Consider the following 25,842-nt stretch of genomic DNA (forward strand, 5'->3'; position numbering starts at 1 on the left):
CCGCCGCAGATCTCGGTTTGCACTCTGGCGGGACGTAGTGCAAACTGTCGCCGCCGATCACCCGGCGACGACCTCTCGATACGAGAAATGGATGGGCATGGCCACCGATTACGACGCCCCCCGGAAGACCGATGACAACTCCGATTCGGAGTCGATCGAGGCCCTCAAGGAGCGCGTTCCCGACAAGATGTCGGGGGTCGTCGACGATGATTCGGACAACCCCGGCAGCTTCGAACTCGCCGGGCAGGACCTGAGCGACGTCGACCTCGACGTCGTGGTGCTGCCCCCGCAGGTCGATGAGTTCACCTGCGTCGAGTGCTTCCTCGTGAAGCACCGCTCCCAGCTCGACCACGAGTCGAAGCTCGGGCCGGTCTGCGCGGAATGCGCGGCGCTCTAGACGCACCGATCACCGAAGGCCCCGCATCCTCCAGGATGCGGGGCCTTCGTCGTACGGTGCGGGGCGGACGCGCGCCGGGCCTCCCGTCCGCCCGTCGCGGTCCGTCAGGACCGGAGCGCCTCGACCACCTTCGTGGGCTGCCGGACGCTGACCAGCCAGTAGGGCGTCGGGTCGGCGTCGTCGCGGACCTCGACCTTGACGACCCCGCGCACGTAGCCGCGGAAGAGCGTCCACGCTCGTGCGTCGAGCTTCGGGCCGCGCTGCGTGGTCGCCTCGGCGCCCTCGAACGCCTCGACGCTGCCGACGAGTGCACGGGGGAGGTGCGCCTTGCCGGCGCGGAACTCGCTGTCCGTGACCTCGATGGTGGGTGCGAGTGCCCACAGGAGCACGAGGACGCCGAGCTCCATGCCGATCGCCACGAGCACACCGGCGAGCACGCTGATGGGCAGGAACACGAGCAGGGTGGCGGGGATGACGAGCGCCGTCGCCAGGTACAGGGCGGGCGGGGCCCAGAGTCGTTCGCGGTACAGGGTCACGGGTCCATTCGACCACGACTCGGGGCAGGTCACGGTCGGGTCACGTCTCTGCACTACCCTCGACACGTGACCGAACCAGTCGACGTCCTCTGGACCGGGGAGAACCGCCCCGGACACGCCCACCCCGGCGACGCCGGTGCCGACCTCGTCTCGACCGAGGCCTTCGTGCTGCAGCCGGGCGAGCGCCACCTGGCCGCGACCGGGCTGCGGATCGCGCTCCCCGAGGGGTACGCCGCGTTCGTGGTCCCGCGCAGCGGGCTCGCCGCCAAGCACGGCATCACCGTCGTCAACAGCCCGGGCACGGTCGACTCCGGGTACCGCGGCGAGATCAAGGTCTCGCTGCTCAACACCGACCGGTCCGAGCCGTACGAGGTGCACGTGGGTGACCGGATCGCACAGCTGATCGTCATGCCCGTCCCGCGGGTGACGTACACGCGCGTCGAGGAACTCCCCGACAGCGTCCGGGGCCAGGGTGGCTTCGGCTCGTCCGGCTACGGTGACCGGAGCGGTGCCGTGACCGGCGCCGCCGATGATGTTCAGGAAGGAACGCGCGCATGAAGTTCGGTCGACGCAAGCGTGACGAGGGCGAGGTGGCCGAGGTCGAGGTGGCCGAGGCCGTCGCCGACGAGGTCGAGATCGCGGACACGACCCCCGAGGTCGACATCGCGACGGACGCCGACGCGGACCTCGACGAGGTCGACGGGGTCGCCCCGACGGACAAGTCCGCACCCGAGGACCGTGCCGAGAACGGCCCGCACGACGAGACCGAGGCGAACCTGGTCCGTCCTTACGTCGACCTGGGCGGCGTCAAGGTCCTGCCGCGCGAGGGCCTGCACCTGCGCCTCGAGGTCGAGGAGGGTTCACAGCGCGTCGTCGCGGTCGGGCTCGACTACGACGACTCGACGCTGCAGGTCCAGCCGTTCGCCGCACCCCGCTCGACGGGTCTGTGGCACGAGATCCGCGCACAGATCGCCGAGCAGATCGAGCGCCAGGGCGGTGTCGTGACCGAGGTCGACGGCCCGTTCGGCCCTGAGCTCCGTGCATCCGTGCCCGTCGCGGTCGACGGCGACGGCGGCGCGGCCGGCGTCCGGCCGGCCCGCTTCGTCGGCGTCGACGGGCCCCGCTGGTTCCTGCGTGGCGTGATCGCCGGCAAGGCCGCCGAGCAGCCCGACGACGCGAGCGAGATCGAGGAGCTGTTCCGCAGCGTCGTCGTCGTGCGCGGCACGACGCCGATGCCGCCGCGCGACCTCATCCCGCTGCACATGCCGAAGTCGACGCAGACCGCGATCTGACGACCTGACCCGCCCTGGAGGCACGGTGCCGGAACACGACGACACCCACCGACCCGAGACGGCCGGGTCCGAAGCCGTGCCCGCGTCCGCCAGGCCGGATCCGGGCGCGGCGGCATCCCCGACCCCGTCGTTCTCCTCGCAGTTCCGCGACGCGGTGCAGAACGCGGGCATCGCCCGCGTCGCCCCCGGCGAGGCGCCCTCCGGGCGTGCGCTGCTCGGAGCCGTCGGCGGGATCCGCGGGCTCGCCGAGTCGGTGCTGCCCGGGTTCGCGTTCCTCGTCGTCTACGCGATCACGAAGGAGCTCGTGCCGAGCGTCGTGATCCCGGTCGTCGTCGGCCTGGTGTTCGTCGTGCTCCGCCTGGTGCAGCGACAGTCGCTGACGATGTCCTTCGCGGGCATCCTCGGTGTCGCGGTGTCGGCCGGCCTCGCCCTCATCACCGGACGCGCCGAGAGCAACTTCATCCCGGGGATCATCATCAACTCGGTGTGGTTGGTCGGGCTCCTTGTGTCGCTGGCCGTCCGCTGGCCGCTCATCGGTCTGGTCGTCGGGTTCCTGCTGCCGGCGAACGAGGACGGCTCGCACGTCGACTGGCGCGCCGACCCGGTCAAGCGCCGTGTGCTGACGGTCGCCACCTGGATCTGGGTCGGGCTCTTCGCACTCCGCCTGGCCGTCGAGGTGCCGCTCTACCTCACCGCGCAGGTCGAGCTGCTCGCCGGCCTCAAGCTCATCCTCGGCGTCCCGCTCTACGCCGCCGTGCTCTGGGTCACGTGGCTGCTGGTCCGCACGGTGTTCGTGCGGAGGGACGACGCCGCCACGGTGTAGAGTTGTCTCGACATCAAGAGACTTTCCCGTCCGGCGCTCCGGCGTCAGCGGGATTAGGTTTGCCTTGCTGGTGGGACGGACCACGGCCCGCGATGATGAGGGCAAACCGATCAGTAGGGAGGCGGCACGGTGGCTGCAGTCAATAGCTTCGGCTCGAAGGACACACTGTCGGTTGGGGGTGTCGACTACGCGATCCACCGGATCGACACGGTGCCCGGGCACGAGAAGCTCCCGTACAGCCTGAAGGTGCTGCTCGAGAACCTCCTCCGCACCGAGGACGGCAAGAACGTCACCGAGGCGCAGATCCGCGCGCTCGGCTCCTGGCGCCCCGACGCCGACCCGGACACCGAGATCCAGTTCTCGCCGGCGCGCGTCGTCATGCAGGACTTCACGGGCGTGCCGTGCATCGTCGACCTCGCCACCATGCGCGAGGCGATGGCGGACATCGGCGGCGACCCGAACAAGATCAACCCGCTGTCCCCGGCCGAGATGGTCATCGACCACTCGGTCATCGCCGACCTCTTCGGGAGCACGGACGCACTCCAGCGCAACACCGACCTCGAGTACGAGCGGAACGGTGAGCGCTACCAGTTCCTCCGCTGGGGCCAGACCGCGTTCGAGGACTTCAAGGTCGTCCCGCCGGGCACCGGCATCGTGCACCAGGTCAACATCGAGTACCTGGCGAAGGTCACCTACACGCGTGACTTCGACGGCGAGACCTACGCCTACCCGGACACCCTCGTGGGCACCGACTCACACACCACGATGGTGAACGGGCTCGGCGTGCTCGGCTGGGGCGTCGGCGGCATCGAGGCCGAGGCAGCGATGCTCGGCCAGCCGGTGTCGATGCTCATCCCGAAGGTCGTCGGCTTCAAGCTCTCCGGTGAGATCCCGGCCGGCGTGACCGCGACCGACGTGGTGCTCACCATCACGCAGGAACTCCGCAAGCACGGTGTCGTCGGCAAGTTCGTCGAGTTCTACGGCGAGGGCGTCAGTGCCGTCCCGCTCGCGAACCGCGCCACCATCGGCAACATGTCGCCCGAGTTCGGCTCGACCGCTGCGATCTTCCCGGTCGACGACGTCACGCTCGACTACCTGCGCCTGACCGGTCGCGACGAGGCGCAGATCGCCCTGGTCGAGGCGTACTCCAAGGCCCAGGGCCTGTGGCACGACGCCTCGGTCGAGCCGGCGTACTCCGAGTACATGGAACTCGACCTCTCCACGGTCGTGCCGTCGATCTCGGGGCCGAAGCGTCCGCAGGACCGCATCGAACTGTCCAAGGCGAAGGACCAGTTCGAGGTCGACCTGAACAACTACACGACCCCGAGCGAGCAGACCGACCTCGACGACGCGGTGGAGGAGACCTTCCCGGCCTCCGACCCGATCGCCGCGGGCTCGACCAACGAGGACACCAACCTGCACGAGCACGTCTACGTGTCGAGCGCCCCGTCGACGGCCTCGGCCCCGACGAAGGTCGCGATGGACGGGGCCGACCCGTTCACGATCGACCACGGTGCCGTCGCGATCGCCGCGATCACCTCGTGCACGAACACCTCGAACCCGTCCGTCATGATGGCGGCCGGCATCCTCGCGCGGAACGCCGCCGCCAAGGGCCTCACCTCGAAGCCGTGGGTCAAGACGACGCTCGCCCCCGGGTCCAAGGTCGTCACCGACTACTACGAGAAGGCCGGTCTCACGACCTACCTCGAGCAGCTCGGCTTCTACACGGTCGGCTACGGCTGCACCACCTGCATCGGCAACTCGGGCCCGCTGCCCGAGGAGATCTCGCAGGCCGTGCAGGACAACGACCTGGCCGTCACCGCCGTCCTGTCGGGCAACCGCAACTTCGAGGGGCGCATCAACCCCGACGTCAAGATGAACTACCTGGCGTCCCCGCCCCTGGTCATCGCGTACGCCCTCGCCGGGTCGATGCACTTCGACTTCGACAAGGACGCCCTCGGCAAGGACCAGGACGGCAACGACGTCTACCTGCAGGACATCTGGCCCGACGCGGCCGAGGTCCAGCAGGTCATCGACGAGTCGATCGACACCGAGATGTTCACCCACGAGTACGGCTCCGTGTTCGAGGGCGACGACCGCTGGAAGAACCTGCCGACCCCCACGGGCGACACCTTCGAGTGGGACCAGGAGTCGACCTACGTGCGGAAGCCCCCGTACTTCGAGGGCATGACCATGCAGCCCGACGCGGTGTCGGACATCTCCGGCGCCCGCGTGCTGGCGAAGCTCGGCGACTCGGTCACGACCGACCACATCTCGCCCGCCGGCTCGATCAAGGCGGACAGCCCGGCCGGCAAGTACCTGGCCGAGCACGACGTGGACCGCAAGGACTTCAACTCCTACGGCTCGCGTCGCGGCAACCACGAGGTGATGATCCGCGGCACGTTCGCGAACATCCGTCTGCGCAACCAGCTGCTCGACGGCGTGGAGGGCGGGTACACCCGCGACTTCACGACCGCCGACGGCGAGCAGTCGTTCATCTACGATGCCTCGCAGCACTACCAGGAGCAGGGCATCCCGCTCGTCATCTTCGGTGGCAAGGAGTACGGCTCGGGTTCGTCGCGCGACTGGGCGGCCAAGGGCACGAACCTGCTCGGCGTCCGCGCCGTCATCACCGAGAGCTTCGAGCGGATCCACCGCTCGAACCTCATCGGCATGGGCGTCGTCCCGCTGCAGTTCCCGGCGGGCGAGACGGTCGAGTCCCTCGGGCTCGACGGCACCGAGGTCGTCTCGATCTCGGGGTTGACCGAGCTCAACGAAGGCCGGACCCCGAAGACCGTGCACGTCACCGCGACGCCGAGCGAGCACTCGCCCGCCGGCAAGCAGCCGGTCGAGTTCGACGCGGTCGTCCGCATCGACACCCCGGGTGAGGCCGACTACTACCGCAACGGTGGCATCCTGCAGTACGTGCTCCGGTCGCTCGTCTGAGTCCGTTGAACGACAGGAGCGACGTGCGCACGGGTCGCTGACGCGACCACAGGACGGACGGGAGGCCCGTGGCGACACCGCCACGGGCCTCCCGCGCGCTCCGCATGATGCGACGCGCCAGCGGCGCGCGGCGCCAGCGCCGACCGAGCCTGCGAGGTCGGTTGAATGGGAGTCCACGAGAATAGAGTGGGCCGACAGCCCCACGAAAGGAGCGCCCGTGAGCCTGCTCAGCAGCATCACGTCGCCGCGCGACCTGAAGCGTCTCTCCGACGTGCAGATGACCGAACTCGCCGCCGAGATCCGCCGGTTCCTGGTGGCCGAGGTCGCGAAGACCGGTGGGCACCTCGGGCCCAACCTCGGTGTGGTCGAGCTGACGCTCGCGATGCACCGGGTGTTCGACTCGCCGAACGACCCCTTCGTGTTCGACACGGGGCACCAGTCGTACGTGCACAAGCTCGTCACCGGGCGGCAGGACTTCTCGAAGCTCCGCGAGCGGGGCGGCATCGCCGGCTACCCGCAGCGCAGCGAGTCCGAGCACGACATCGTGGAGTCCTCGCACGCGTCGTCGTCGCTGTCGTGGGCCGACGGGATCTCCCGCGCGTTCGGGCAGACCGGACAGACCGACCGCACCGTCGTCGCAGTGGTCGGTGACGGCGCCCTCACCGGTGGGATGACGTGGGAGGCGCTCAACAACATCTCGGACGACAACGACCGCCGCCTGGTCATCGTCGTCAACGACAACGGCCGCTCGTACGCTCCGACGATCGGCGGCATGGCGCGGTTCCTCAGCTCCATGCGCACGCGGCGTGAGTACCGGGCGCTGTACGAGACCTCCCGGGCCGTGGCCGACCGCTTCGGCGCTCCCGGCCGGGCCGTGTACCGCGGGATGCGCGGGGGCCTGCACGGGTTCCTGTCGCGCTTCACGAACAACGAAGCGCTGTACTCGAACCTCGACATCAAGTACATCGGGCCGGTCAACGGACACGACCAGCGGGCCATGGAGGCGGCGCTCCGGCAGGCGAAAGCCTACGGTGCCCCGACGATCGTGCACGCGATCACCGAGAAGGGGCACGGGTTCGAGCCGGCCCTGCGCGACCAGGCCGACCAGTTCCACGCCGTCGGGCACATCGACCCGGAGACGGGGGAGTCGCTCGACGCCGCGTCGGGTCCGTCGTGGACCTCGGTGTTCGCGTCGACCCTGGCTTCTGTGGGCGATTCGGACCCCCGTGTCGTCGCGATCACGGCAGCGATGCTCCGGCCGACCGGACTGCACCTGTTCCAGGAGCAGCACCCCGACCGCGTGTACGACGTCGGCATCGCCGAGCAGCACGCCGTGACGACCGCCGCCGGCCTCGCGTACGGCGGCCTGCACCCGGTCGTGGCGCTATACGCGACGTTCCTGAACCGGGCCTTCGACCAGGTGCTGATGGACGTCGCGCTGCACAAGGCCGGCGTGACGTTCGTGCTCGACCGCGCCGGCATCACCGGACCGGACGGCCCATCGCACCACGGCATGTGGGACCTCGCGTTGCTGCAGGTCGTGCCCGGCATCCGGATCGCCGCCCCCCGTGACGCAGCGACCCTGCGCGAGGAGTTCCGCGAGGCGATCGCCGTCGACGACGCCCCCACCGTGCTCCGGTGGTCGAAGGGCCAGGTCGGGCCGGACATCCCCGCCGTCCGTCGTCTCCCCGACGGTGTGGACGTGCTGCACGCCGCTGCGGACGGCGTCGAGGACGTGCTCTTCGTGGCCGTCGGCTCCATGGTGCCGACGGCGCTCGAGGCCGCGGCGCTGCTCGAGGCGCAGGGCATCGGCGTCACCGTGGTCGACCCGCGCTGGGTGGTCCCGATCCCGGGCTCGCTCATCGAGCTGTCGCGCACGCACCGGCTCGTCATCACGATCGAGGACGGCGTGCGCGTCGGTGGCGTCGGGACCCGGCTCCGGCAGGACCTGCGGGCCGCCGGGGTCGACACGGGCGTGAACGAGCTGGGGCTGCCGGACGAGTTCATCGACCACGCGACCCGGTCGCAGATCCTCGCCGACGTCGGGCTGACGGCGCAGGCGATCGCCCGCGACGTGATCGACCAGGTCGTCGGGACGAAGTTGCCGCAGGCGAAGCCCGCGCGGTCGCGGGAGTCCGCCGACCGCTAGGTGTAGTTCCCCGGGACGTTGTGAACGGGTGACGTAAGTGAAGACCTCCGGGACGATGTGAGTTACCACACACCACGTCGTCACCGGAGGTCTTCGTGACTCACGCTAATGCCCCGTTCACTCCAACGGGCAGAGAACGCCTTGCTCGGCTGATCGTCGTCGATGGTTGGCCGGTCCGTCGGGCCGCGGAACGGTTCCAGTGCTCGCCAGCGACGGCAGCCAAGTGGGCTGAACGATACCGAGCGGGCTTGTCGATGGTCGACCGGTCGTCGAGGCCGTTGTCGAGTCCGACCAGAGTCCCGTCCCGGCTGGAACGCCGCATCCTCGCGTTGCGGGTCACCCGGCGGTGGGGACCGCACCGGATTGCGTTCCACCTGGGCCTGGCCCGCTCGACAGTCGGACGTGTCCTGGCCCGGTTCCGGATGCCGCTGCTGCGCAACAATGACCAAGCAACCGGGCTCCCGGTTCGCCGGCCGACTCCGCTGCGATACGAGAAGTCCCGGCCGGGTGAGCTCGTCCACGTCGACATCAAGAAGCAAGGCCGCATCCCAGATGGTGGCGGCTGGCGCGCTCACGGACGCGGGTCTGCCCAGGACCGCGCCGCAGGCTCGAATCGTGATCGTGCTGCTCGTCGGGGCGGTCGCGCCTCTCGTGGATACCGGTTCCTGCACCACGCGGTCGATGATCACTCCCGGCTGGCGTATTCAGAGATCCACGACAACGAACTCGGCGCCACCGCTGCCGGGTTCTGGGCCCGCGCAAACACGTTCTTCGCCGCCGCGGGGATCCATGTCGAGGCCGTGATGACCGACAACGGTGCGTGTTACCGATCCCGCGACTTCGCGAGCGCCCTCGGTGACGCGAAGCACCGCTTCACCAGGCCCTACCGGCCGCAGACCAACGGGAAGGTCGAGCGGTTCAATCGGACCCTCGCCGCGGAATGGGCCTACGCCCGTCACTACGACAGTGATGCAGCCGGAACCGCGACCTACGCGGACTGGCTGCATCACTACAATCACCACCGACCACACACCGGCCTCGGCGGCTAAACCCCATCAGATCGCGTTCACAACCTCACGGGGAACTACAGCTAGGTGAGTCGCGGATGGTCACCCATGCCGTCAGGGGCATGTCCCTCGGGGACGTCTGGCAGGATCGCCGCATGCGACGGGGGTTCAGGACGACGGCGGTGGCGATCGGTCTCGCGGTGGTGGCGCTGTCCTCAGGGTGCGCAGCGATGAACGACGGCACGGTCACGCCGGGGCTCGGTGCAGATGCCCGGGTCGGCGCCAGACAGACGATGCACCGTGTGGTCGACTGGGAGGGCACCGCCGCAGTCCACCGGGTCGATGCCACCTGGACCGACTCGTGCGGCCACGCGAGCAACTCCGGGTTCTTCCAGCCCGCTTCGGGCACGACGTGTCGGATCGACGCCGGAGCGGTGTACACGATCGACGGTGCAACCACACCGGTCGACGCGGTGCGCATCGCCGGACCGGCGCTGCGCACGGGCGGCCTGACCGACGAGGACCTCGTGGCACAGGCGATCCAGCCGGACGGATCGACACCGTACTTGGTCGACATCGGTGGGCGGCAGTCGATCGCACTCGGCAACGACATCGGGCAGGACCGGTTCGCGGTCGTGCGGGTCCGCGGTTGGGACGGGTCACTCGGATTGTGGCAGTCGGAGGGATCGTCCGTCGTGCAGTCCGCACCGGGTCTCGGCGTCCACCGACGCGACGGCGCCGTCCGGGCGAGCGGGGCGGACTACGTGCTCGTCGTGACGCACAGCGCCGCGTACTTCACGTCGTACGACAACGAGCCGCCCGAGCCGCCGGCACCACGGCCGTCGGTCCCGCCGTGCTTCAGCGGCAGCAACGACTGCGTCGGCGGTTGACGGCGGCTCACGACGGGGGCGCTGCCGTGTCCTCTGCAGCTGCCGACCGCAGTGCAGCGAGGATCGCGCGCGCCATCGGCGTCACCCAGAGGACCTGGCCGGAGTCGAGGCCGTCGCGGCCCTCGCGGAGGATCCGGACGCGGGACGAGGACGGCGACTCGCGCAGGAAGGTCAGGACGATGTTCTCGGCCCGCAGCGCGAACGAGGTCCGGCGGGCGATGACGGCGCCGTCGTCGCGGATCTCCATGGCCGCGGCACCCGGAACGGCGTCGACTGCTCGCCGGAGCAGGGCCGGTACAGCGTCGAGCGGGACCGGCAGGACCACGGAGGGCCCTGCGGCGGCTTTCGGTGCCCACCACTCCTGCGTCACCCCTGCACCGTACGCCAGGGCGGGCGTTCCTGAGGCTGGCGCTCCATCCCGGCGCACAACCGAAGTCACCCCGAACCACGGCGATCTGCGGTTCGGGGTGATTTCGGTGGTGCGAGGGGGACTCGCGCCGGCTAGCGGGAAGCGGGGCCGACGATCAGCGGGTCGTGGAAGCTCCCACCGAAGACGCGCTCGGACGCCCCACTGCGGTCGAGGTAGGGGCTGATCCCACCGGCCTGGAACGGGTAGCCCGCACCGAGGATCAGGCCGAGGTCGATCTCCTCGACGTGCTGGACGACCTCGTCCTCGAGCATGCGGTGCAGCTCGTCGGCCAGGGCGTCCTCGAAGCGCTGCTGCATCGCGGCAGCGTCGACGGGCTTCGCGTCCTTCTTCGACGGCGCGACGAGCTTGACGGCAGCGGAGTCGTACCCGGTCGCGTTGCCCTTCTTGTCGCGGGTCAGGATCTTCCCGTGCTCGGCGATCTTCTTCAGCCCGTCACCGGGGTAGAAGCGCTCCGGCCAGGCGGCGTGGTGCGAGTCGAGCACGTGCGCTCCGACCGGCAGACCGACGAGTTCGAGCAGCTCGAACGGCGACATCGGCAGTCCGAGCGGCGCGGCACCGGCCGCCACGACGTCGAACGAGGTGCCCTGCTCGACGCCGCGCATCGCCTCACCGAGGACCCGTGCGAGCACCCGGTTGACGACGAAGCCCGGCTGGTCGGCCGTGATGATCGCCGTCTTCTTGAGGGTCTTCGCGACGGCGAGTGCCGTGACGAGCGTCTCGTCGGAGGTGTCGGCAGTGCGGACGACCTCGAGCAAGGGCATCACGGCGACCGGGTTGAAGAAGTGGAACCCGACCAGGCGCGACGGGTCGGACAGCACCGAGCCCATCTCGGAGACGGACAACGACGAGGTGTTGGTGGCGAGGATGGCGTCCGGCGCGATGACCTGCTCGATCTTCCGGAAGACCTCTTGCTTGACGCTCATCTCCTCGAAGACGGCCTCGATCACCCAGTCGGCGTCGGCGAAGGCGTCGTACGACACCGACCCGCTGACGAGTGCGGTGATGCGGTTCGCGTCGTCGGGGGAGATCCGCCCCTTCTCGAGCAGCTTGCCGACCTCACCGCGGATCCGCTCGACACCGGCGTCGACGCGGGACTGGTCGACGTCGGTGATCACGACGGGGACGCCGAGTCGTCGGGCGAAGAGCAGCGCGAACTGCGAGGCCATGAGACCAGCGCCGAGGACGCCGACCTTCGTAATCTTCTTCGGCTCGACACCCTCCGGAGCACCGACGGGCTTCTTCGCACGCTTCTGCACCAGGTCGAACGCGTACATCGACGCGGCGAACTGGTCACCGGAGAGCAGGTCGGCGAGGGCGTCGTCCTCGTCGGCGAACCGCTCGTCCAGGGAACCGCCGCGAGCGGCGGCCACGAGGTCGAGCGCGCGGAACGGCGACTTCGGAACCGTCCCGATCTTCGACGCGACCTGCCCACGGGCGACCTTGACGACCGTGCCCCAGGCAGCCTTCTCGAGCATGCCCGGTTCGTTGGGCCGCTTGACCGAAACACGACCGGCAATGACGCCGTCGGCCCACGCGACGGCTGACGGCAGGAACGTCACCGACGGGATCAGCGCGTCGCCGATGCCGATCTCGACCGCGGCCGCTCCGTCCATCAGGCGGTTGTTCTTGAGGGGGTTCTCCACGATGACCCGCAGCGCGCGCTCCGGACCGATCAGGCGGGGGAGCAGTGTCGCGCCGCCCCAGCCCGGGATGATGCCGAGGAAGACCTCGGGCAGGCCGATGCCCTGCGCCGCGGACGAGAACACCCGGTAGGTGCAGTGCAGTCCGATCTCGAGCCCGCCGCCGAGGGCGATGCCGTTGATGAACGCGAACGACGGCACGCCGAGGTCGGACAGCTTGCGGAGGGTGGCGTGGCCGAGGGCCGCGAGGTCGTGCGCCACGTCCCGCGACGGCACGGACGCTGCCTGCGACAGGTCGGCACCGGCAGCGAAGCAGTACTCCTTGCCGGTGATCGCGACGCCCTGGATCGTGCCGGCCGTCGCCTCGGTCTTCAGGGTGTCGAGCACACCGGAGAGTTCACGGAGCGTGCGCGGCCCGAGGGTGCTCGGACGCTTGTAGTCCTTGCCGTTGTCGAGCGTGATGAGCGCCAGGGTGCCGCCGGAGGGCATCGTGACGTGCTTGACGAACGAGTGCGTGACGACCTCGTCCTCGCTGAGTTCGGACAGACGGTCGGTGTCGACGGTGGTCATGCTCATGCCCCCTTCCGAGCCGAACGTGCTGCGGACTTGCTGAAGCCGGGGTTCTCCCAGATGACGGTGCCGCCCTGGCCGAGTCCGATGCACATCGTGGTGATGCCGTACTGGACGTCCGGGCGCTCGGCGAACTGCGCGGCGAGCTGGTTCATCAGGCGGACACCGCTCGATGCCAGCGGGTGGCCGACGGCGATCGCGCCGCCCCACGCGTTGACGTTCGCGGAGTCCTGCGCGATGCCGTAGTTGTCGAGGAACGCGAGCACCTGCACCGCGAACGCCTCGTTGATCTCGAACAGGCCGATGTCGTCGATCGACAGGCCGGCCTTCGATAGCGCCTTGTCGGTCGCGGGGACCGGGCCGACGCCCATGACCTCGGGCTCGACGCCGGCGAAGGCGAACGAGACCATGCGCATCTTCGTGGGCAGGCCGTGCTCCTTGGCGCCCTCGGCCGAGGCGAGCAAGCTCATGGTCGCGCCGTCGTTGAGGCCGGCGGCGTTGCCGGCGGTGACCCGTCCGTGCGGGCGGAACGGCGTCTTCAGCGCGGCCAGCGCCTCGAGCGTCGTGCCCGGACGCGGCGGCTCGTCGGTGCTGATGACGTCCCACCCGTCGCCCTTGTTCACCTCGACCGGGATGACGTCGGGCTGCAGCTTGCCGGCGGCCCACGCCGCGGCGTAGCGCTGCTGGGACTGGACGGCGTAGGCGTCCGTGCGGTCCTTCGTGATCGCCGGGAAGCGGTCGTGCAGGCGCTCGGCGGTGGACCCCATCACCAGCGCGTCGCTCGACACCATGCGTTCCGCGATGAACCGCGGGTTCGGGTCCGAGTTGAAGCCCATCGGGTGGCGTCCCATGTGCTCGACGCCACCGGCGATCGCGATGTCCGCGGCACCGAAGGCGATGGCACCCGCGAGCGTCGTGACACTCGTCATGGCACCGGCGCACATGCGGTCGATCGCGTACCCGGGGACCGACTTCGGCAGGCCGGCCAACATGCCGACGGTGCGGCCGAGGGTCAGCCCCTGGTCACCCTGCTGCGTGGTCGCCGCGACGGCGACGTCGTCCACCGCTGCGGTGTCGAGCGAGGCGTTCCGGTCGAGCAGTCCGCGCATCGCGTGCACCGCGAGGTCGTCGGACCGGGTCTTCCAGAACACCCCCTTCTCGCCGGCTCGTCCGAACGGTGTCCGAACTCCGTCCACGAACACGACGTCTGATGCCTTTGGCAATCCGGGCCTCCCAGATCCTCATCGATCGGGCCGGAACGCTGGTCGCTCCGGCCGGCCGGGCCTCGCCCGGCGACGCTCCCGACGCTATGCCCCCAGGCTGGGCGGCCGCATGCCGGTTGGGCGGTTCCTACGACTCGACGTCATCCGTCGGCGCGGGCTGCTGTGCAGCAGCGACAAAGGCCGACGCGATGATCGAGGAGAGTTCCTCCACCTGCCAGGGGCGGGCCTCGTGTGCGGCGAGGGCGGCCCCGACCAGCTCGGTCGACGGCGGCGACGGCGGTGCCCACGAGACCACACGCAGGGTCTCCGGCGTGAGCAGGTTCTCGAGCGGGATGTCGAGCTCCTCGGACCGCTTCGTCACCGCGGCCCGTGCGGCCTTGTACCGGCGGTCGGCCGCGGGGTTGCGGTCGGCCCAGGCGCGGGGCGGCGGGAGCGTCGCTTCACCGGATCCGCGGAGCTTCGGCAGGTCCTCGGTCGTCAGGCCTTCGTCGACCGCGGCCCACCAGCGATCGAGCTCGGAACGGCTGGCGCGACCCGTGAAGGCCTTCAGGCCGCCGAGTTCGGCGCGCGACGACGGTGCGGCGGCTGCCGCTGCGACGATAGCGGCGTCGGGGATCGTGCGCCCCGGAGCGATGTCGGCGGCGCGGGCGTACTCGTCACGGGCGACCCAGAGCGACCGGGCGATCGCCAGGGCGCGGGCGCCACGGAGCGCGTGCATGCCGGACAGCCGGCGCCACGGCTCGGCACGGACGGGCTTCGGGGCGCGGTGCAGCACCGCGTCGAACTCCTCTTCCGCGATCCGGGACTTGCCGGCCTGGTCGAGCTTCGCGGCGAGGGCGTCACGCAGGTCGGGCAGGAGTTCGACGTCGAGCGACGCGTACACGAGCCACGACTGCGGCAACGGCCGGGTCGACCAGTCCGCTGCCGAGTGCGCCTTGGCGAGCGTGATCCCGAGCAGCTGCTCGACGACGGCGCCGAGACCGACGCGGGGGAACCCGGCGATGCGGGCTCCGAGTTCGGTGTCGAAGATGCGGGTCGGGACGAGACCCACCTCCTGCAGGCAGGGCAGGTCCTGCGAGGCGGCGTGGAACAGCCACTCCTCGTCGACGATGGCCGCCTGCAGTTCGGAGAAGTCGCCGATCGGGATCGGGTCGAACAGGAACGCACCGGCACCGCGACGGAACACCTGGATCAGGTAGGCGCGCTGTGAGTAGCGGTAGCCGCTGGCGCGCTCGGCGTCGACGGCGACGGGCCCGTGACCGGCGGCGATCGCCGCGACGGCGTCGAGGTAGTCGTCGCGCGAGTCGATGACCTTGACGGCCTCGTGCGAGTCCTCGAACGCGGGGTCCGGTGCACCGGGGGTCGAACTGGCGGGGTCGGTCACTTGGCGAGCCTCCTCGGGGCCAGCAGGGTCACGCCGTCCGAGGCAGGAGGCAGACCGGCGAGCATGGCGACGATGTCCTGCCATGCCTGGACGTGTGCGGTGAGGTCGTCGCCGCGGGGCGTCCACGACGCGCGGAGTTCCAGCTGGGCGCCGTCGCCCTGTGCGGCGAGGTCGCCGTACCCGCGCGAGATGATCTTGGTGGCCGTGCCCGAAGCGTGGTCGTACTCGGCACCGTGCGTCTCGAGCGCGTCGACGAGCCAGCTCCACGTGACGTCGGCGACGAACTCGTCGACACCGATCTCGGGTTCGAGTGGTGCTTGCGCGAACGAGACCACCCGGAACGCGCCGCCCCAGCCCTCGGGTTCTTCGGGGTCGTACAGGGCGATGAACCGTCCGGTGCCGAGGTCCGACTCGACGCCGTGCGCGGTGCCGGACACGTCCGCCGCCAGGGCGATCGAGAACGGTGCGATCCGCGTGGGCGAGGGGATCTCGGTGACGGTGGTCTCGGAGCGGCTGCTGCCGGAGGACACGAACGCGCGGAGCCGCGCGAAGGCGTCGGGCTCTCGGGTTTCGGACACACATGCAGACTAGGCTCCGGGCCATGTCCCGATCCGCGCGACCCGCCGAGGACGCCGTCCAGGAGACCGCACGATCGGCCGGCTTCATCGCCCTCGGTGCCGGTCTGGCCGCCGGCGCGGTGGGGACGGCCGTCATCGGTGGCTTCGTCGCCGCCGTCGCCCGCGCCGTCGTCACCCCGGACCGCAAGCGCACCGAACGCGTCCCGATCCACGCCGTCGACCCGGTCCGGATGACGGTGACCATCGAGCGGACCGCCGACACCGAGCTGCAGGGCCGCTACTCCCTCTGGTTCGGCGCCGGCACCGGGCACATGCGCGTCGGCGAGGTCCTCGGCACCACCGAGACCACGGTCACGCGCCGCATCATCGCGATCGACGCCGGCGACCCGACCGCTGCACGCCGCGGTCGCTGGGGCGGCTGGTTCTACCTGACCCCCGGCGAGCTCGACGTGCCCGTCGAGGACATCGACATCCCCACCCCGAACGGCCCCGCACCGGCCTGGGTCGTCCGTGCCGACGACCCGGACGCCCCGTGGGCCGTCCTGGTGCACGGCCGCGGTGTCACCCGCGCCGAGACGATCCGCGCCGTCCCCGTCTTCCGTGCCGCCGGCTACTCGGTCGTCCTCGCGTCGTGGCGGAACGACGGCGTCGCACCGCCGAGCGTCGACGGCCGCTACGGCCTCGGCAGCACCGAGTGGGAGGACATCGACTCCGTCCTCCGGTGGCTCAGTGCCCAGAACGCGCAGAGCGTCGTGCTCATGGGGTGGTCGATGGGCGGTGCCGTCGTGCTCCAGACCCTGCTGCGCTCACGCTTCGCCGGGCTCGTCGACGGGGTGGTGCTCGAGTCACCCGTGGTCGACTGGCACGCGGTGCTCAAGTCGCAGAGCCAGCTCATGGGGTTGCCGCGGCCGGTCCGCAAAGTCGCCCAGCGCCTGCTCCGCACCCCGGTGCTGCACCGGCTCGCCGGCCTGCAGCAGCCGGTGGACCTGCGCGAGCTCGACATGGTCACCCGGTCCGCCGAGCTGACGGTGCCGATCCTCCTGCTGCACAGCGACGACGACGGGTTCGTGCCGTCCTCGGCCTCGCACGACCTCGCACGCGCCCGACCCGACCTGGTACGGCTCGAGGTGCAGACCACGGCCCGGCACACCAAGCTCTGGAACCACGACGCCGACTGGTTCGACGCCCGCATCCTCGCGTGGCTCACCGAGGTGGTCCAGCGTCGCGGGGCGGCCAGCGCGCGGTAGACGCAGGGACAGACGGACGGGAGGCCCGTGGCGGATCCGCCACGGGCCTCCCGTCTGCCCTTGCGTCCGTTCGGTCGCATAGTGAGCAGAAATGGTCGGATCACCGTCGCGCACTCGACCCTTTCTGCTCACGAAGCGGCCGGTGTGGCACTCGTTCCGTTCGTCGTCTGCTGGCGAGGCCCGACCTCCTCGAGACGAGTCGCCGGTCGGCCGGGCTGCGCTGGGCCGTGCGTCCGCTCGAAGGCATCGCTCATCGTCGTGAGCGGCGGTCGGACCGTCACGGTCCATTCGCCGCTGTCGAACGCGTCGATGCGGACGACCAGGTTCGTCTCGTCGGTCAGGTCCGTGCCAGGGAGGTACCCGAGGAACTCGCCGTCGATGAGCTGCCAGATGCTGTCGGCGATGTCCGTCGCCTCGGCTTGGTTGAGGATGAGCCCTGGGTCCTCCGCCGTGTTGACACGGCGTTCGAGGGGGAGCGCCTCGACCAAATGGTCAGGGGACGTGACGGCGGACAGCGTCGTGAGGACCCAGACGAGCTCGGTTGAATCGAGGCCTGGTGTCTCGCGCCCTGGCGTTTCGAGCCCTAGTGTTTCGAGCCCGCGAAGAACTGCACGAGGTCGGGTAACGCGACGTGATCAGCGGGGATCGTGTGCGTGACCATCCCCAGGTCGCTCGGCACTGTCGTGGTCATCCGTTCTCCTCGGTCGTTCCTGTCTGGGGCGAGAGCCCGCCGACGCTCATGGCGGCGAGGACGTCGATCCTGCCGGGCGTGAACGCGGTGATCGCGACCGCGGCGTCAGCCTGCACGGTGCAGAACCCCGGCTGCTCGCTACCGAGCGGCACAAGCGCACGTGCGAACCCGTCGAGTCCACGGACGTCGAAGCCCTTCTCGGCGGCCATCGTGTACTTCGTCAGGAACGTCCGTGCCGTCGACAGCGCGCCCTGCTCGAAGATGCGGACCCGCTCCTCGGACCGACACTGCGATGCCACCTCGAGCGCCAGTTCCACCCCCGGGGCGTTCGACACACGGAGGCGCGCGCACAGCTCCTCGACGGTGATGTGGACGAGACCGACGAATCGGTCGATCGCCGTGGCCGCCACGAGCGTTCGATCCGTCGCGAAGAGCACCACGGTCACCAGTTCATCGCCGTGCTCGACCTGACAGATCAGGACGTCCTCCTCCCCGAGGGCTTCGAGTGGGTCGATGAACGGTACGAGGTTCGGCTCCTGCTTCGAGTAGGTCCGCCGGATGGAGCTCCACAGTCGAATCGTTGGTGACCGCTCGGAGATGGCCGATCGAGATGTCCGGGGGTGCGTCCGTCACCGTCGGATCTCCGCCGACGATGGGTTGTGTCGGTTCCGGACCTCGTCTGGTCGAGGCATCTGGCTGCGCGGCCATCCTCAGCTCAGCTCAACCGCGCTCGATCGGAGTGCCGTCACCAGGTATCGAGATGAACAGGTTGCCACCTCCGAGAGCGGTCGCTCTGACCGGTGGCGTCTCAGGGCCGGAGTAATGCCACGATTCGTAATCGTCGTCCGGTTCTGCTCGAAGAGTCGTTCCCGATGAGAATGTGATTTCGAGCGCACTTTCGTCGATCCGAGCTCCCGTGACGTTCTGTGTGTGGAGATGGAGAGCGGGGAGCAGGGAATCCTTGTCTTCCGGATCCACCGAGACCGTCACACCATCCGTATCCCTGATCGCGAAGGTGGTCTCGAACGAGACCATGCTCCGGTTCGAGAACGCGAGGGTGAGCCTGAAGTCGATCCAGATGAGGTCGACAGTCTCGCCGACGAGTGCGAGGTGAACGTCATTTGCGGTCAGTTCGGCCATCCGAGGTACTCTCCCTGGTGCTCACTGGGAACATGGCTGTCCGGCTTTGAGCCGGGCTTCCCCGTTCGGGGATCGAGCCATTGCCCGTAGTCGTTGCTGTAACGGCTGTAGCCGTTCGGATACCGTTCGGTGGGTTCCATCACCCGGATCATGTTGGCATCGTCGTGCATGCCCGGGTTCGCTGCAGAAGCAGGATCTTGCGCAACGAGCCCTCGGTTGGTCCGAGCCGGTCCGATGTCCCAACCAGCAGGGATGTCGTAGGCCGTCCCCTGTGGCGTCACGACGAACGTCTTCCCGCTCGACGGGAGGACGTTGACAGGCGGGGTCGGCGCGAGGTCGTCCAACTTGTTCACGGACGTCGGCAGGTGGACCTTCGACATCGTGCCGCCGGTAGCCGTCGACGTCGCCGCACCCTCGGCCGCGTTCCGGAGCAGACCACCCGGGGTCACCGGCTGGCCACTCACCGCGTAGTTCGCGACGTTCTCGACCGCTCCTTCTGCCGCGTTCCCGAGCAGGTGTTTCCCGATCAGGGCTCCGGCACCACCGCCGACGGCACCGAAGGCCCCGCTGACGGCCACCTGGCCCCAGTTCACCTCGCCGGTGGTGGCCTTCTGGATGATGGTGTCGGCACCGGCGCTGATGAGCATCGCGCCGACCGGACCGCCGACACCGGTGGCGACGAGCACACCGCCCGCAACGACCATCGCGCCGCCGGCGACGTACTCCCAGTTGTCCGCGAACCAGTCACCGGTGGCCGCGGCGGCCCGGGCGAGCGGACCCTGTTCGGCCGCCGCGTAGGCCTCCAGTTCCGCGTCGGTAACGGGCGCGAGACCGAGCGGGTCGATGGCGTGCAGCGGATCGTTGCCGGCGAACGAGTAGGGGTTGCCCGCCCAGGCTGCTCCGGCGGGCGCGGTGACCGGGTCGATGGACAGGAAGCCGCGCGACGACGAGTCGTAGGCGCGGGCACCCATCCACTCCAAGCCGGCGACCTGCAGCGAACCGTCGGCGCCGAGGGCGATCCCGCCGGGCAGGCCGGAGCCGCCGAGGTCGAGGAGCGTCTGCCACGGGTCGGCGTCGTCGGCTGCTCTCGTGGTGCGCCGACCGCTGGTTGCCCACCCGTCGCCCACCCCGGTGAGACCACCGGGAGCGCGGACGACCGGGGTGTCGCCGACAGCGAGGAGCGTCGGCGCGAACGCGGCGGTGTCCCAGTCGATCGGGACGCCGTCGACATCGGCGAGTTCACCGAGGGCGTCGACGTGCAGGTCGGTCGTGGTGCTGCCCGCCGCGGTGGTCTCCGCCACCCCGGTGAGGTGACCCTGCGGGGCCCAGCGGTACGTGGTCGCGACGCCGTCCGTTCGGACCGTCTGGATCCGTCGACCTGCGCCGTCGTAGGCGTACTCCGCCTCGGGCGCCCCGTCCGGAGCGTCGACCCTGGTCAGCTGTCCGGCGGCGTCGTACGAGAACCGTCGGGCCCCGGAGTCCGTTCGTTCCTCGACCAGGCGACCTGCTGCGTCGTAGACCCAGCCCGTGCGACTGCCGTCCTGGACGGACGCCACCAGCTGCGCGGCATCGTCGTGCTCGTAGGTGGTGCTCCCGCCGGGTCCGTCGACCCGGGTGATGCGCCCGTCGGCGTCGCGCCCGATGGTGCTGAGGTGCGTGCCGTCCGAGTCGATGCGCGCGTGCCGGACGACGTGTCCGTTCGCGTACTCCCAGGTCTGCAACTGATCGCCGGCGCGGGCCTGCAGGAGCTGGCCTGCCGGGTCGTGTTCGTACCGGACCTCGCCGAAGACCGAGTGCTCGACCCGGACGACCCGTCCGGTGGCGTCGTGCGTGTACCGGGTCGTGGACCCGTCGGGGGACTGCACCGAGGTGCGGAGCCCGTCGGCATCGTTGGTCCACCGCGTTTCCCGGGCGCCGGTCGAGCGTCGGACGAGCTGCCCCAGCCGGCTGAACTCGAGGACGTGGGCAGTGGGGGAGTCCGGACGGGTCTCATCGGTGATCGTCACCGTGCGGGCGCGGGCATCGCGGTCGATGCGGCCGATCAGACGGTCGCCGGCGTACTGCGCGGATTCCCGACCGGCTGCGTCGTACTCCCACCGCAGCACGGTGCCGTCCGGGTCGGTCTGGGTGAGCTGTCGTCCGGCGGGGTCGTAGGTCGCCGTCGTCGTGCGCCCGAGCTGATCGGTGGACGAGGCCACCTTGTCGAGCTGCGTGTACGTCCGGACGGTCACGCCACCCAGCGGATCGACGGTGCGGACGAGGCGTCCACGCTGGTCGTGCTCGTAGCGGGTGGTGCCGCCGAGCCCGTTCACCGCAGCGACGAGCTGTCCTGCGGCGTCGTACCGGAAGGTCCGCTGGCCGAAGCGGGTGTCCCGCGCCGAGACCACGCGACCGACCCGGTCGTACCGGTACCGGACGGTGCCGACCCCGGGGACGTCGGCGTGGACGACCCGGCCCTGGCGGTCGTACTCGGTGCGTGCGACCTCGCCGGTCGGCAGGGTGCGCGCGACGACCCGCGAATCGGCGTCGTAGGTCAGCGTGGTGCGTGCGCCGGCGGGATCGATCGCGGAGACCGGTCGGCCGCACGCGTCGTACTCGTACCGGGTGGTGCGGCCCGCCGGGGTGGTGACGGCGACGACGCGTCCGGCGAGGTCACGTTCGATGCGGGCGAGGCCACCGTTCGCGTCGACGAGCTCGACCGGGCGGCCGCACGCGTCGTACGTCGTCAGCTCAGCAGAGGAATCCGCGTGCTCGAGCCGGGTCGGACGCCCGAACTCGTCGGTCGTCACGGACACGGCGTCGAAGGCGTCGCGGACCGTGGAGACGCCGTCCGCGCGCGAGCGCCCGACCTCAGTGCGGACACCGGTCGGGTCGACGGTGGCGCCGAGGGCTCCGACCGCGTCGTACTCCCGCTCCCAGGTGCCACCGGCCGGGTCGACCACGGCTTCGAGCCGGGAGAGCGCGTCGTGCACGAACGCCCACTCGGCACCGTCGGGCAGGGTCATCGTCGACACGTTGCCGAACGCGTCGAAGTCCTTCGCGACGACGCGACCGAGGGGGTCCGTGGTGGAGACGACCTCGCCGTGTGGACCGTAGGTGACTTCCGTGCGGGCACCGGTCGGGTCGATCGTCGCCGTGACCCGACCGTCGTCGCCGTGCTCGAACCGCCACAGTCCCCCGTCCGGGTCCTCGCGCGCGGTAAGCAGCCCGGCGGCGTCGTAGCGGTACCGGGTCCGGTTGCCGAGCGGCGTGACGGCCTCGACGATCCTGCCTCCGGCGTCGCGCATCAGACGTGCGGTGTCGCCGACGGCGTTCTCGACGCCGACGAGCTCACCGGACGCGTCGTGGTGGAACGTGACGACGACGCCCGTCGGATCGGTGGTGCGGACGAGCACGCCGTCCCGCCACTCGAGCAGCGTGCGACCGCCGACAGGGTCGATGACGACGGACGGGTTCCGGTCGTCGCCCGTGTACCCGTACTCGACGACCCCACCGTTCGCGGTGACCACCGTGGTCAAGCGGTCCTGCTCGTCGTACCCGAAGGTCAGATCGGCGCCCTCCGGCGTCACGGTCCGGACCCGACGCCCGCGGTCGTCGTACCCGTGGACGGTCACCTGACCATCGCGCTCGGTCACCGAGACGAGGTTGCCGTGCGGGTCGTACGACATCGACTGGCGCTGCCCGTCGGTGTCGATGATCCCGACGACGCGGCCCTTCCGGTCGGCGATCCAGGTGTTCGCGTGGACCCCGTCGATGTCGGAGACCGAGGTGACCCGACCCGGCAGGTACGAGAACCGGACCCGTCGACCGAACGGTGTGCGCTGCTCGACGACCCGGCCGCGGTCGTCGTAGGTGTTCTCGCACTCGACGACTCCCGTCGCAGCGGTCACCCGGTCGATCAGGCCGTCCGCGTTCCAGCGGTACCGGCGACTGCCGACGGCGTCGGTCGCCCGGACCAGCCGGCGGCCCTCGTCGTAGTGGTACTCGACGCGGCGCCCGTCCGACGCCGTCGCGGACGCCACCCGGTCGCCGCTGTACTCGATGTCGACGAACCGCCCGAACACGTGCGCGAGCCGCGTGATCCGATCGTGCTCGTCGCGTCGCACGGTCACGGCGGTGCCCGCTCCACGCGCACTGCTCAGCCACAGTCCGGACGGCGTGAACGCCCACCGGCCGCCGGCGTTGTCCCGCACGACGAGCGAGTCCTGCTCGGCCCGGAGCCACAGGTCCTCGCCGACGCCGCGGCTCCACCCGTCCCCCTGCCGTGGGAAGTCGACCTGCCGGCCGTCGTCCAGCACGACCGAGGCGGCCTCGTCGCTGACCTCGAGCCGGATGTCGAGGATGGAGGACCACCCGAGTCCGAACACCCCGACGCGGCCGTCGAGTGAGTTGTACATGCGGGTGAGCCGGAGCGACGCGGCCTGCCCCGCGAAGGACAGGTCGGTCTCGGGCTCGAGGAAGTTGCCGGTGGCCGTGTTGACCGGGTCGTCGGCGAACCCGTTGGTCGGGGGCGTCCCCATCGCCGAGAACGGCCCGATGGTGAAGTCGTCGCGACCGGCGTCGATCCCCGCCGAGGACAGCGCGGCCGCGATCGCCGCGTCCGACAGCGTCGCAGGCCCGGCACCGCCACCGGCGGCCTCGAACTGCGCTGCGACGGTGCCCGCCCAGTCGGCGTCCTTCCCGTTCGCCGTGAGCCAGTCGTTCACCGCGGTCAGCAGCGACTGGGCGTTCAGGGTGCCCCAGCACGGGTTGCACTCGGCCTCGTAGTCGCTCAGGGCGTTCCGGAACGTCGAGACGGCGCCGGACAGATCGGCGTCGAGCGTCCGGGTGGTCGCCTCGAAGGAGCGGAGGTCCGCGGGGACGGCGGACGACGTCCCACCGCTGGTCCCGCCGCCCGCCGGGAACTCCCGCCCCGTGACGCTGACCTCGTCCGCCTGCAGTCGTGGCTCCGGCTCGGGCTCCGGAGGCTTCGGGTCGTCGCCCCCGCCGAACCACGTCGAGACCTCGTGCCCGGCGGCGACGAGGAAGTTCTCCTCGCGTTCACGCTTGCGGGCGTCCCACGCCTTCGCCTGCTTCCGCCGGTCGTCCTCGTCCTTCGCGGCGTCGCGCAGCTGCTGCACGAACCCCGACAGGCTCTGCAGCGACTCGACGAGCTTCGTCGCGCTGCGCGAGGCGATGTCGGCGTTGTCCGCGAAGACCTCGGAGAAGTAGCCCCGGAACTCCGCACGCGCAGTCGTCACCGATGACGACCGCGACCCGGACTGGCCGTCGATCGACGACGCGAGCGCCGTCGAAGCCGACTTGAGTGCATCCGCCGCGCTGTACGAGTAGCCGGTCGGATCGTTCCCGTGGATCTTCGCCATCGTCATTCCCCCCTGGTGCTGACCGCACCATCCTGGCACGGATCCGGACTGAAATTCCAGAGGACGGCATGCGTGCCGAGGGGAGATGGACGGGAGGCCCGTGGCGGATCCGCCACGGGCCTCCCGTCCGTCAGAAGGTCGCGTCTACGACACCGCAGCCTGCACCTGACGCTGCACGCGTCCGAGCATGCCCACCATGCCGCGGATCCGCAGCGGGCTGACCGCCTCGGACAGGCCGATGGTCAACGGGTAGTCCGCCGGCACGGCGAGCACCTGCGCTGCCGTCAGGCCGCTCAGGCCCTGCGCCAGGATGGAGGCGAAGCCGCGCGTGGTCGGCGCCTCGCGCGGCGCGGTCGCGTGCATGCGGACGACGTCGGGTGCGTCGCCGTCCTCGCCCACGGTCACCGTGATGAACACGGGGGACTGGCACTCCTCGACCCGTTCGAGTTCGTCCTCGTGCCCCTGCAGCCGTTCGGGCAGCGCGGGCAGCTCGTTCGAGAACTCGAGGAGGAGCTGCAGGCGGTCCTTCTGGCCCAGGGCGAGGAAGTCGTCGCGGATCTCGGCGAGGGTGGCGGGGAGGGTGGCCTCGGTGCTGTCGTTCATCGGTTCGGAACTGTACCCGGCTCCGCGCCCTGCACGATCGGGACGCGGACGGCGCTGCCCCACTCGGTCCACGAGCCGTCGTAGTTGCGGACGCTGTCGTAGCCGAGCAGGTGCTGCAGGACGAACCAGGTGTGGCTCGACCGCTCGCCGATGCGGCAGTACGCGATGACCTCGTCCGCATCGCCGATGCCGGCGCCCTCGCGGTAGATCGCGTCGAGTTCCGCGCGCGGCTTGAAGGTGCCGTCCGGTGCGGCGGCGGTCGCCCACGGGATGTTGACCGCGGTGGGGACGTGGCCGCCGCGCAGCGCACCCTCTTCCGGGTAGTCGGGCGCGGTGGTGCGGGAACCGTCGTACTCGCCCGGGCTGCGCACGTCGATGAGGGGCTTGCCGAGGTGGGCGATCACGTCGTCCTTGTAGGCACGGATCTCGGTGTCGATCCGGTCGACGACCGGGTACTCGGCCGGCGCGACGACGGTCTCCTCGGTGGTGAGGGCGCGGTCCTCAGCGATCCACTTGGCACGGCCGCCGTCGAGCAGACGGACGTCCTCGTGGCCGAACAGCGAGAAGACCCAGAGGGCGTAGGCGGCCCACCAGTTGTTCTTGTCGCCGTAGACCACGACGGTGGTCTCGCGGCCGATGCCCTTGCTGCCGAGCAGTTCGGCGAACGCCTCGCCGTCGATGTAGTCGCGCTGCACCGGGTCGTTGAGGTCGGTGTGCCAGTCGATCTTGACGGCGCCGGGGATGTGTCCGGTCTCGTAGAGCAGGACGTCCTCGTCGGACTCGACGACGACCAGGTCGGGGGTGTGGGCGTCCAGTTGTTCCTGCAGCCACTCGGTGGAGACGAGACGCTCCGGGTGGGCGTAGGCGGTGAACTTCTCGGACGGGTCGACCGGTGCGGTCATGGTGGGCTACCTCCAGGTGGTCATCCGGCAC

21 protein-coding genes are annotated in these 25,842 nt (G+C 70.2%); 9 read left to right on the forward strand and 12 right to left on the reverse strand.

From position 1 onward, the window contains the following. Positions 1-97 precede the first annotated feature (97 nt). On the forward strand, positions 98-397 hold the full coding sequence (locus HQQ88_RS01860; RefSeq protein WP_031263038.1) for a DUF4193 domain-containing protein: 300 nt from the start codon (positions 98-100) through the stop codon (positions 395-397). A gap of 104 nt (positions 398-501) precedes the next feature. On the opposite strand, the gene HQQ88_RS01865 is transcribed toward HQQ88_RS01860, so the two are convergent. Further along, on the reverse strand, positions 502-933 hold the full coding sequence (locus tag HQQ88_RS01865; protein ID WP_111086383.1) for a DUF3093 domain-containing protein: 432 nt from the start codon (positions 931-933) through the stop codon (positions 502-504). A 66-nt stretch (positions 934-999) separates the two neighbouring features. Here HQQ88_RS01865 and dut point away from each other — a divergent pair, with 66 nt between their 5' ends. The 7 genes from dut to HQQ88_RS01900 all read left to right on the forward strand — a co-directional run bounded on the left by dut (position 1,000) and on the right by HQQ88_RS01900 (position 10,040). Continuing rightward, the gene (gene dut / locus HQQ88_RS01870) at positions 1,000-1,491 is read left to right on the forward strand and encodes a dUTP diphosphatase (RefSeq protein WP_173168485.1); all 492 of its coding nucleotides are present in this window, start codon (positions 1,000-1,002) and stop codon (positions 1,489-1,491) included. Continuing rightward, positions 1,488-2,225 carry a DUF3710 domain-containing protein gene (locus tag HQQ88_RS01875; protein WP_216833902.1) on the forward strand — a complete coding sequence of 246 codons (738 nt, stop codon included), beginning with the start codon at positions 1,488-1,490 and terminating at the stop codon, positions 2,223-2,225. The genes dut and HQQ88_RS01875 overlap by 4 nt, the downstream gene beginning before the upstream one ends. 25 nt (positions 2,226-2,250) lie before the next feature. Next, positions 2,251-3,048 carry a DUF3159 domain-containing protein gene (locus HQQ88_RS01880; RefSeq protein ID WP_173168486.1) on the forward strand — a complete coding sequence of 266 codons (798 nt, stop codon included), beginning with the start codon at positions 2,251-2,253 and terminating at the stop codon, positions 3,046-3,048. 129 nt (positions 3,049-3,177) lie between these two features. Beyond that, a complete protein-coding gene (gene acnA, locus HQQ88_RS01885; RefSeq protein WP_123292691.1) occupies positions 3,178-5,994 on the forward strand; it encodes an aconitate hydratase AcnA in 2,817 nt (938 codons plus the stop codon). Between the two features lie 217 nt (positions 5,995-6,211). Further along, entirely contained in the window at positions 6,212-8,143 is a 1,932-nt protein-coding gene (gene dxs, locus HQQ88_RS01890; protein ID WP_123292692.1) for a 1-deoxy-D-xylulose-5-phosphate synthase, read from the forward strand. Positions 8,144-8,238: 95 nt separating this feature from the next. Then, positions 8,239-9,192 carry an IS481 family transposase gene (locus tag HQQ88_RS01895; protein WP_173168487.1) on the forward strand — a complete coding sequence of 318 codons (954 nt, stop codon included), beginning with the start codon at positions 8,239-8,241 and terminating at the stop codon, positions 9,190-9,192. A gap of 113 nt (positions 9,193-9,305) precedes the next feature. Beyond that, complete coding sequence (locus HQQ88_RS01900) at positions 9,306-10,040, forward strand: hypothetical protein (protein WP_173168488.1); 735 nt, start codon at positions 9,306-9,308, stop codon at positions 10,038-10,040. Positions 10,041-10,047: 7 nt separating this feature from the next. Here HQQ88_RS01900 and HQQ88_RS01905 read toward each other — a convergent pair whose 3' ends face one another. The 5 genes from HQQ88_RS01905 to HQQ88_RS01925 all read right to left on the reverse strand — a co-directional run bounded on the left by HQQ88_RS01905 (position 10,048) and on the right by HQQ88_RS01925 (position 15,865). After that, entirely contained in the window at positions 10,048-10,410 is a 363-nt protein-coding gene (locus HQQ88_RS01905) for a hypothetical protein (RefSeq protein ID WP_173168489.1), read from the reverse strand. Between the two features lie 131 nt (positions 10,411-10,541). Continuing rightward, positions 10,542-12,686, reverse strand: coding sequence for a 3-hydroxyacyl-CoA dehydrogenase NAD-binding domain-containing protein (locus HQQ88_RS01910; protein ID WP_173168490.1), 2,145 nt, complete (start codon positions 12,684-12,686; stop codon positions 10,542-10,544). Then, positions 12,683-13,903: a thiolase family protein gene (locus HQQ88_RS01915; RefSeq protein WP_123338336.1), complete on the reverse strand. Its 1,221-nt coding sequence runs from the start codon at positions 13,901-13,903 to the stop codon at positions 12,683-12,685. The genes HQQ88_RS01910 and HQQ88_RS01915 overlap by 4 nt, the downstream gene beginning before the upstream one ends. Positions 13,904-14,030: 127 nt before the next feature. After that, positions 14,031-15,212: an HRDC domain-containing protein gene (locus HQQ88_RS01920; protein WP_173168765.1), complete on the reverse strand. Its 1,182-nt coding sequence runs from the start codon at positions 15,210-15,212 to the stop codon at positions 14,031-14,033. A gap of 71 nt (positions 15,213-15,283) precedes the next feature. Next, entirely contained in the window at positions 15,284-15,865 is a 582-nt protein-coding gene (locus HQQ88_RS01925) for a DUF3000 domain-containing protein (protein ID WP_123938166.1), read from the reverse strand. Positions 15,866-15,888: 23 nt separating this feature from the next. Between HQQ88_RS01925 and HQQ88_RS01930 the strand changes: the two genes are divergently transcribed. Next, positions 15,889-17,112 (forward strand): alpha/beta fold hydrolase, encoded by a 1,224-nt coding sequence (locus tag HQQ88_RS01930; RefSeq protein ID WP_173168491.1) that lies wholly within the window; start codon positions 15,889-15,891, stop codon positions 17,110-17,112. A 128-nt stretch (positions 17,113-17,240) separates the two neighbouring features. On the opposite strand, the gene HQQ88_RS01935 is transcribed toward HQQ88_RS01930, so the two are convergent. From HQQ88_RS01935 to HQQ88_RS01960, 6 genes are all read right to left on the reverse strand, one after another. Next, positions 17,241-17,600: a hypothetical protein gene (locus HQQ88_RS01935; protein WP_173168492.1), complete on the reverse strand. Its 360-nt coding sequence runs from the start codon at positions 17,598-17,600 to the stop codon at positions 17,241-17,243. Positions 17,601-17,799: 199 nt separating this feature from the next. Then, entirely contained in the window at positions 17,800-18,249 is a 450-nt protein-coding gene (locus HQQ88_RS01940; protein ID WP_123938163.1) for a hypothetical protein, read from the reverse strand. A gap of 274 nt (positions 18,250-18,523) precedes the next feature. Further along, positions 18,524-18,943, reverse strand: a complete 420-nt coding sequence (locus HQQ88_RS01945) for a DUF6188 family protein (protein WP_123938162.1) — start codon at positions 18,941-18,943, stop codon at positions 18,524-18,526. Beyond that, the gene (locus tag HQQ88_RS01950; RefSeq protein WP_173168493.1) at positions 18,931-24,306 is read right to left on the reverse strand and encodes a DUF6531 domain-containing protein; all 5,376 of its coding nucleotides are present in this window, start codon (positions 24,304-24,306) and stop codon (positions 18,931-18,933) included. Before HQQ88_RS01950 ends, HQQ88_RS01945 begins: the two co-directional genes overlap by 13 nt. Before the next feature lie 144 nt (positions 24,307-24,450). Continuing rightward, complete coding sequence (locus HQQ88_RS01955; protein ID WP_111086363.1) at positions 24,451-24,909, reverse strand: SufE family protein; 459 nt, start codon at positions 24,907-24,909, stop codon at positions 24,451-24,453. After that, the gene (locus HQQ88_RS01960; RefSeq protein WP_173168494.1) at positions 24,906-25,811 is read right to left on the reverse strand and encodes a sulfurtransferase; all 906 of its coding nucleotides are present in this window, start codon (positions 25,809-25,811) and stop codon (positions 24,906-24,908) included. The genes HQQ88_RS01955 and HQQ88_RS01960 overlap by 4 nt, the downstream gene beginning before the upstream one ends. Positions 25,812-25,842: the final 31 nt, after the last annotated feature.

It is taken from the genome of Curtobacterium sp. VKM Ac-2861, assembly GCF_013204965.1.
GTDB lineage: Bacteria > Actinomycetota > Actinomycetes > Actinomycetales > Microbacteriaceae > Curtobacterium.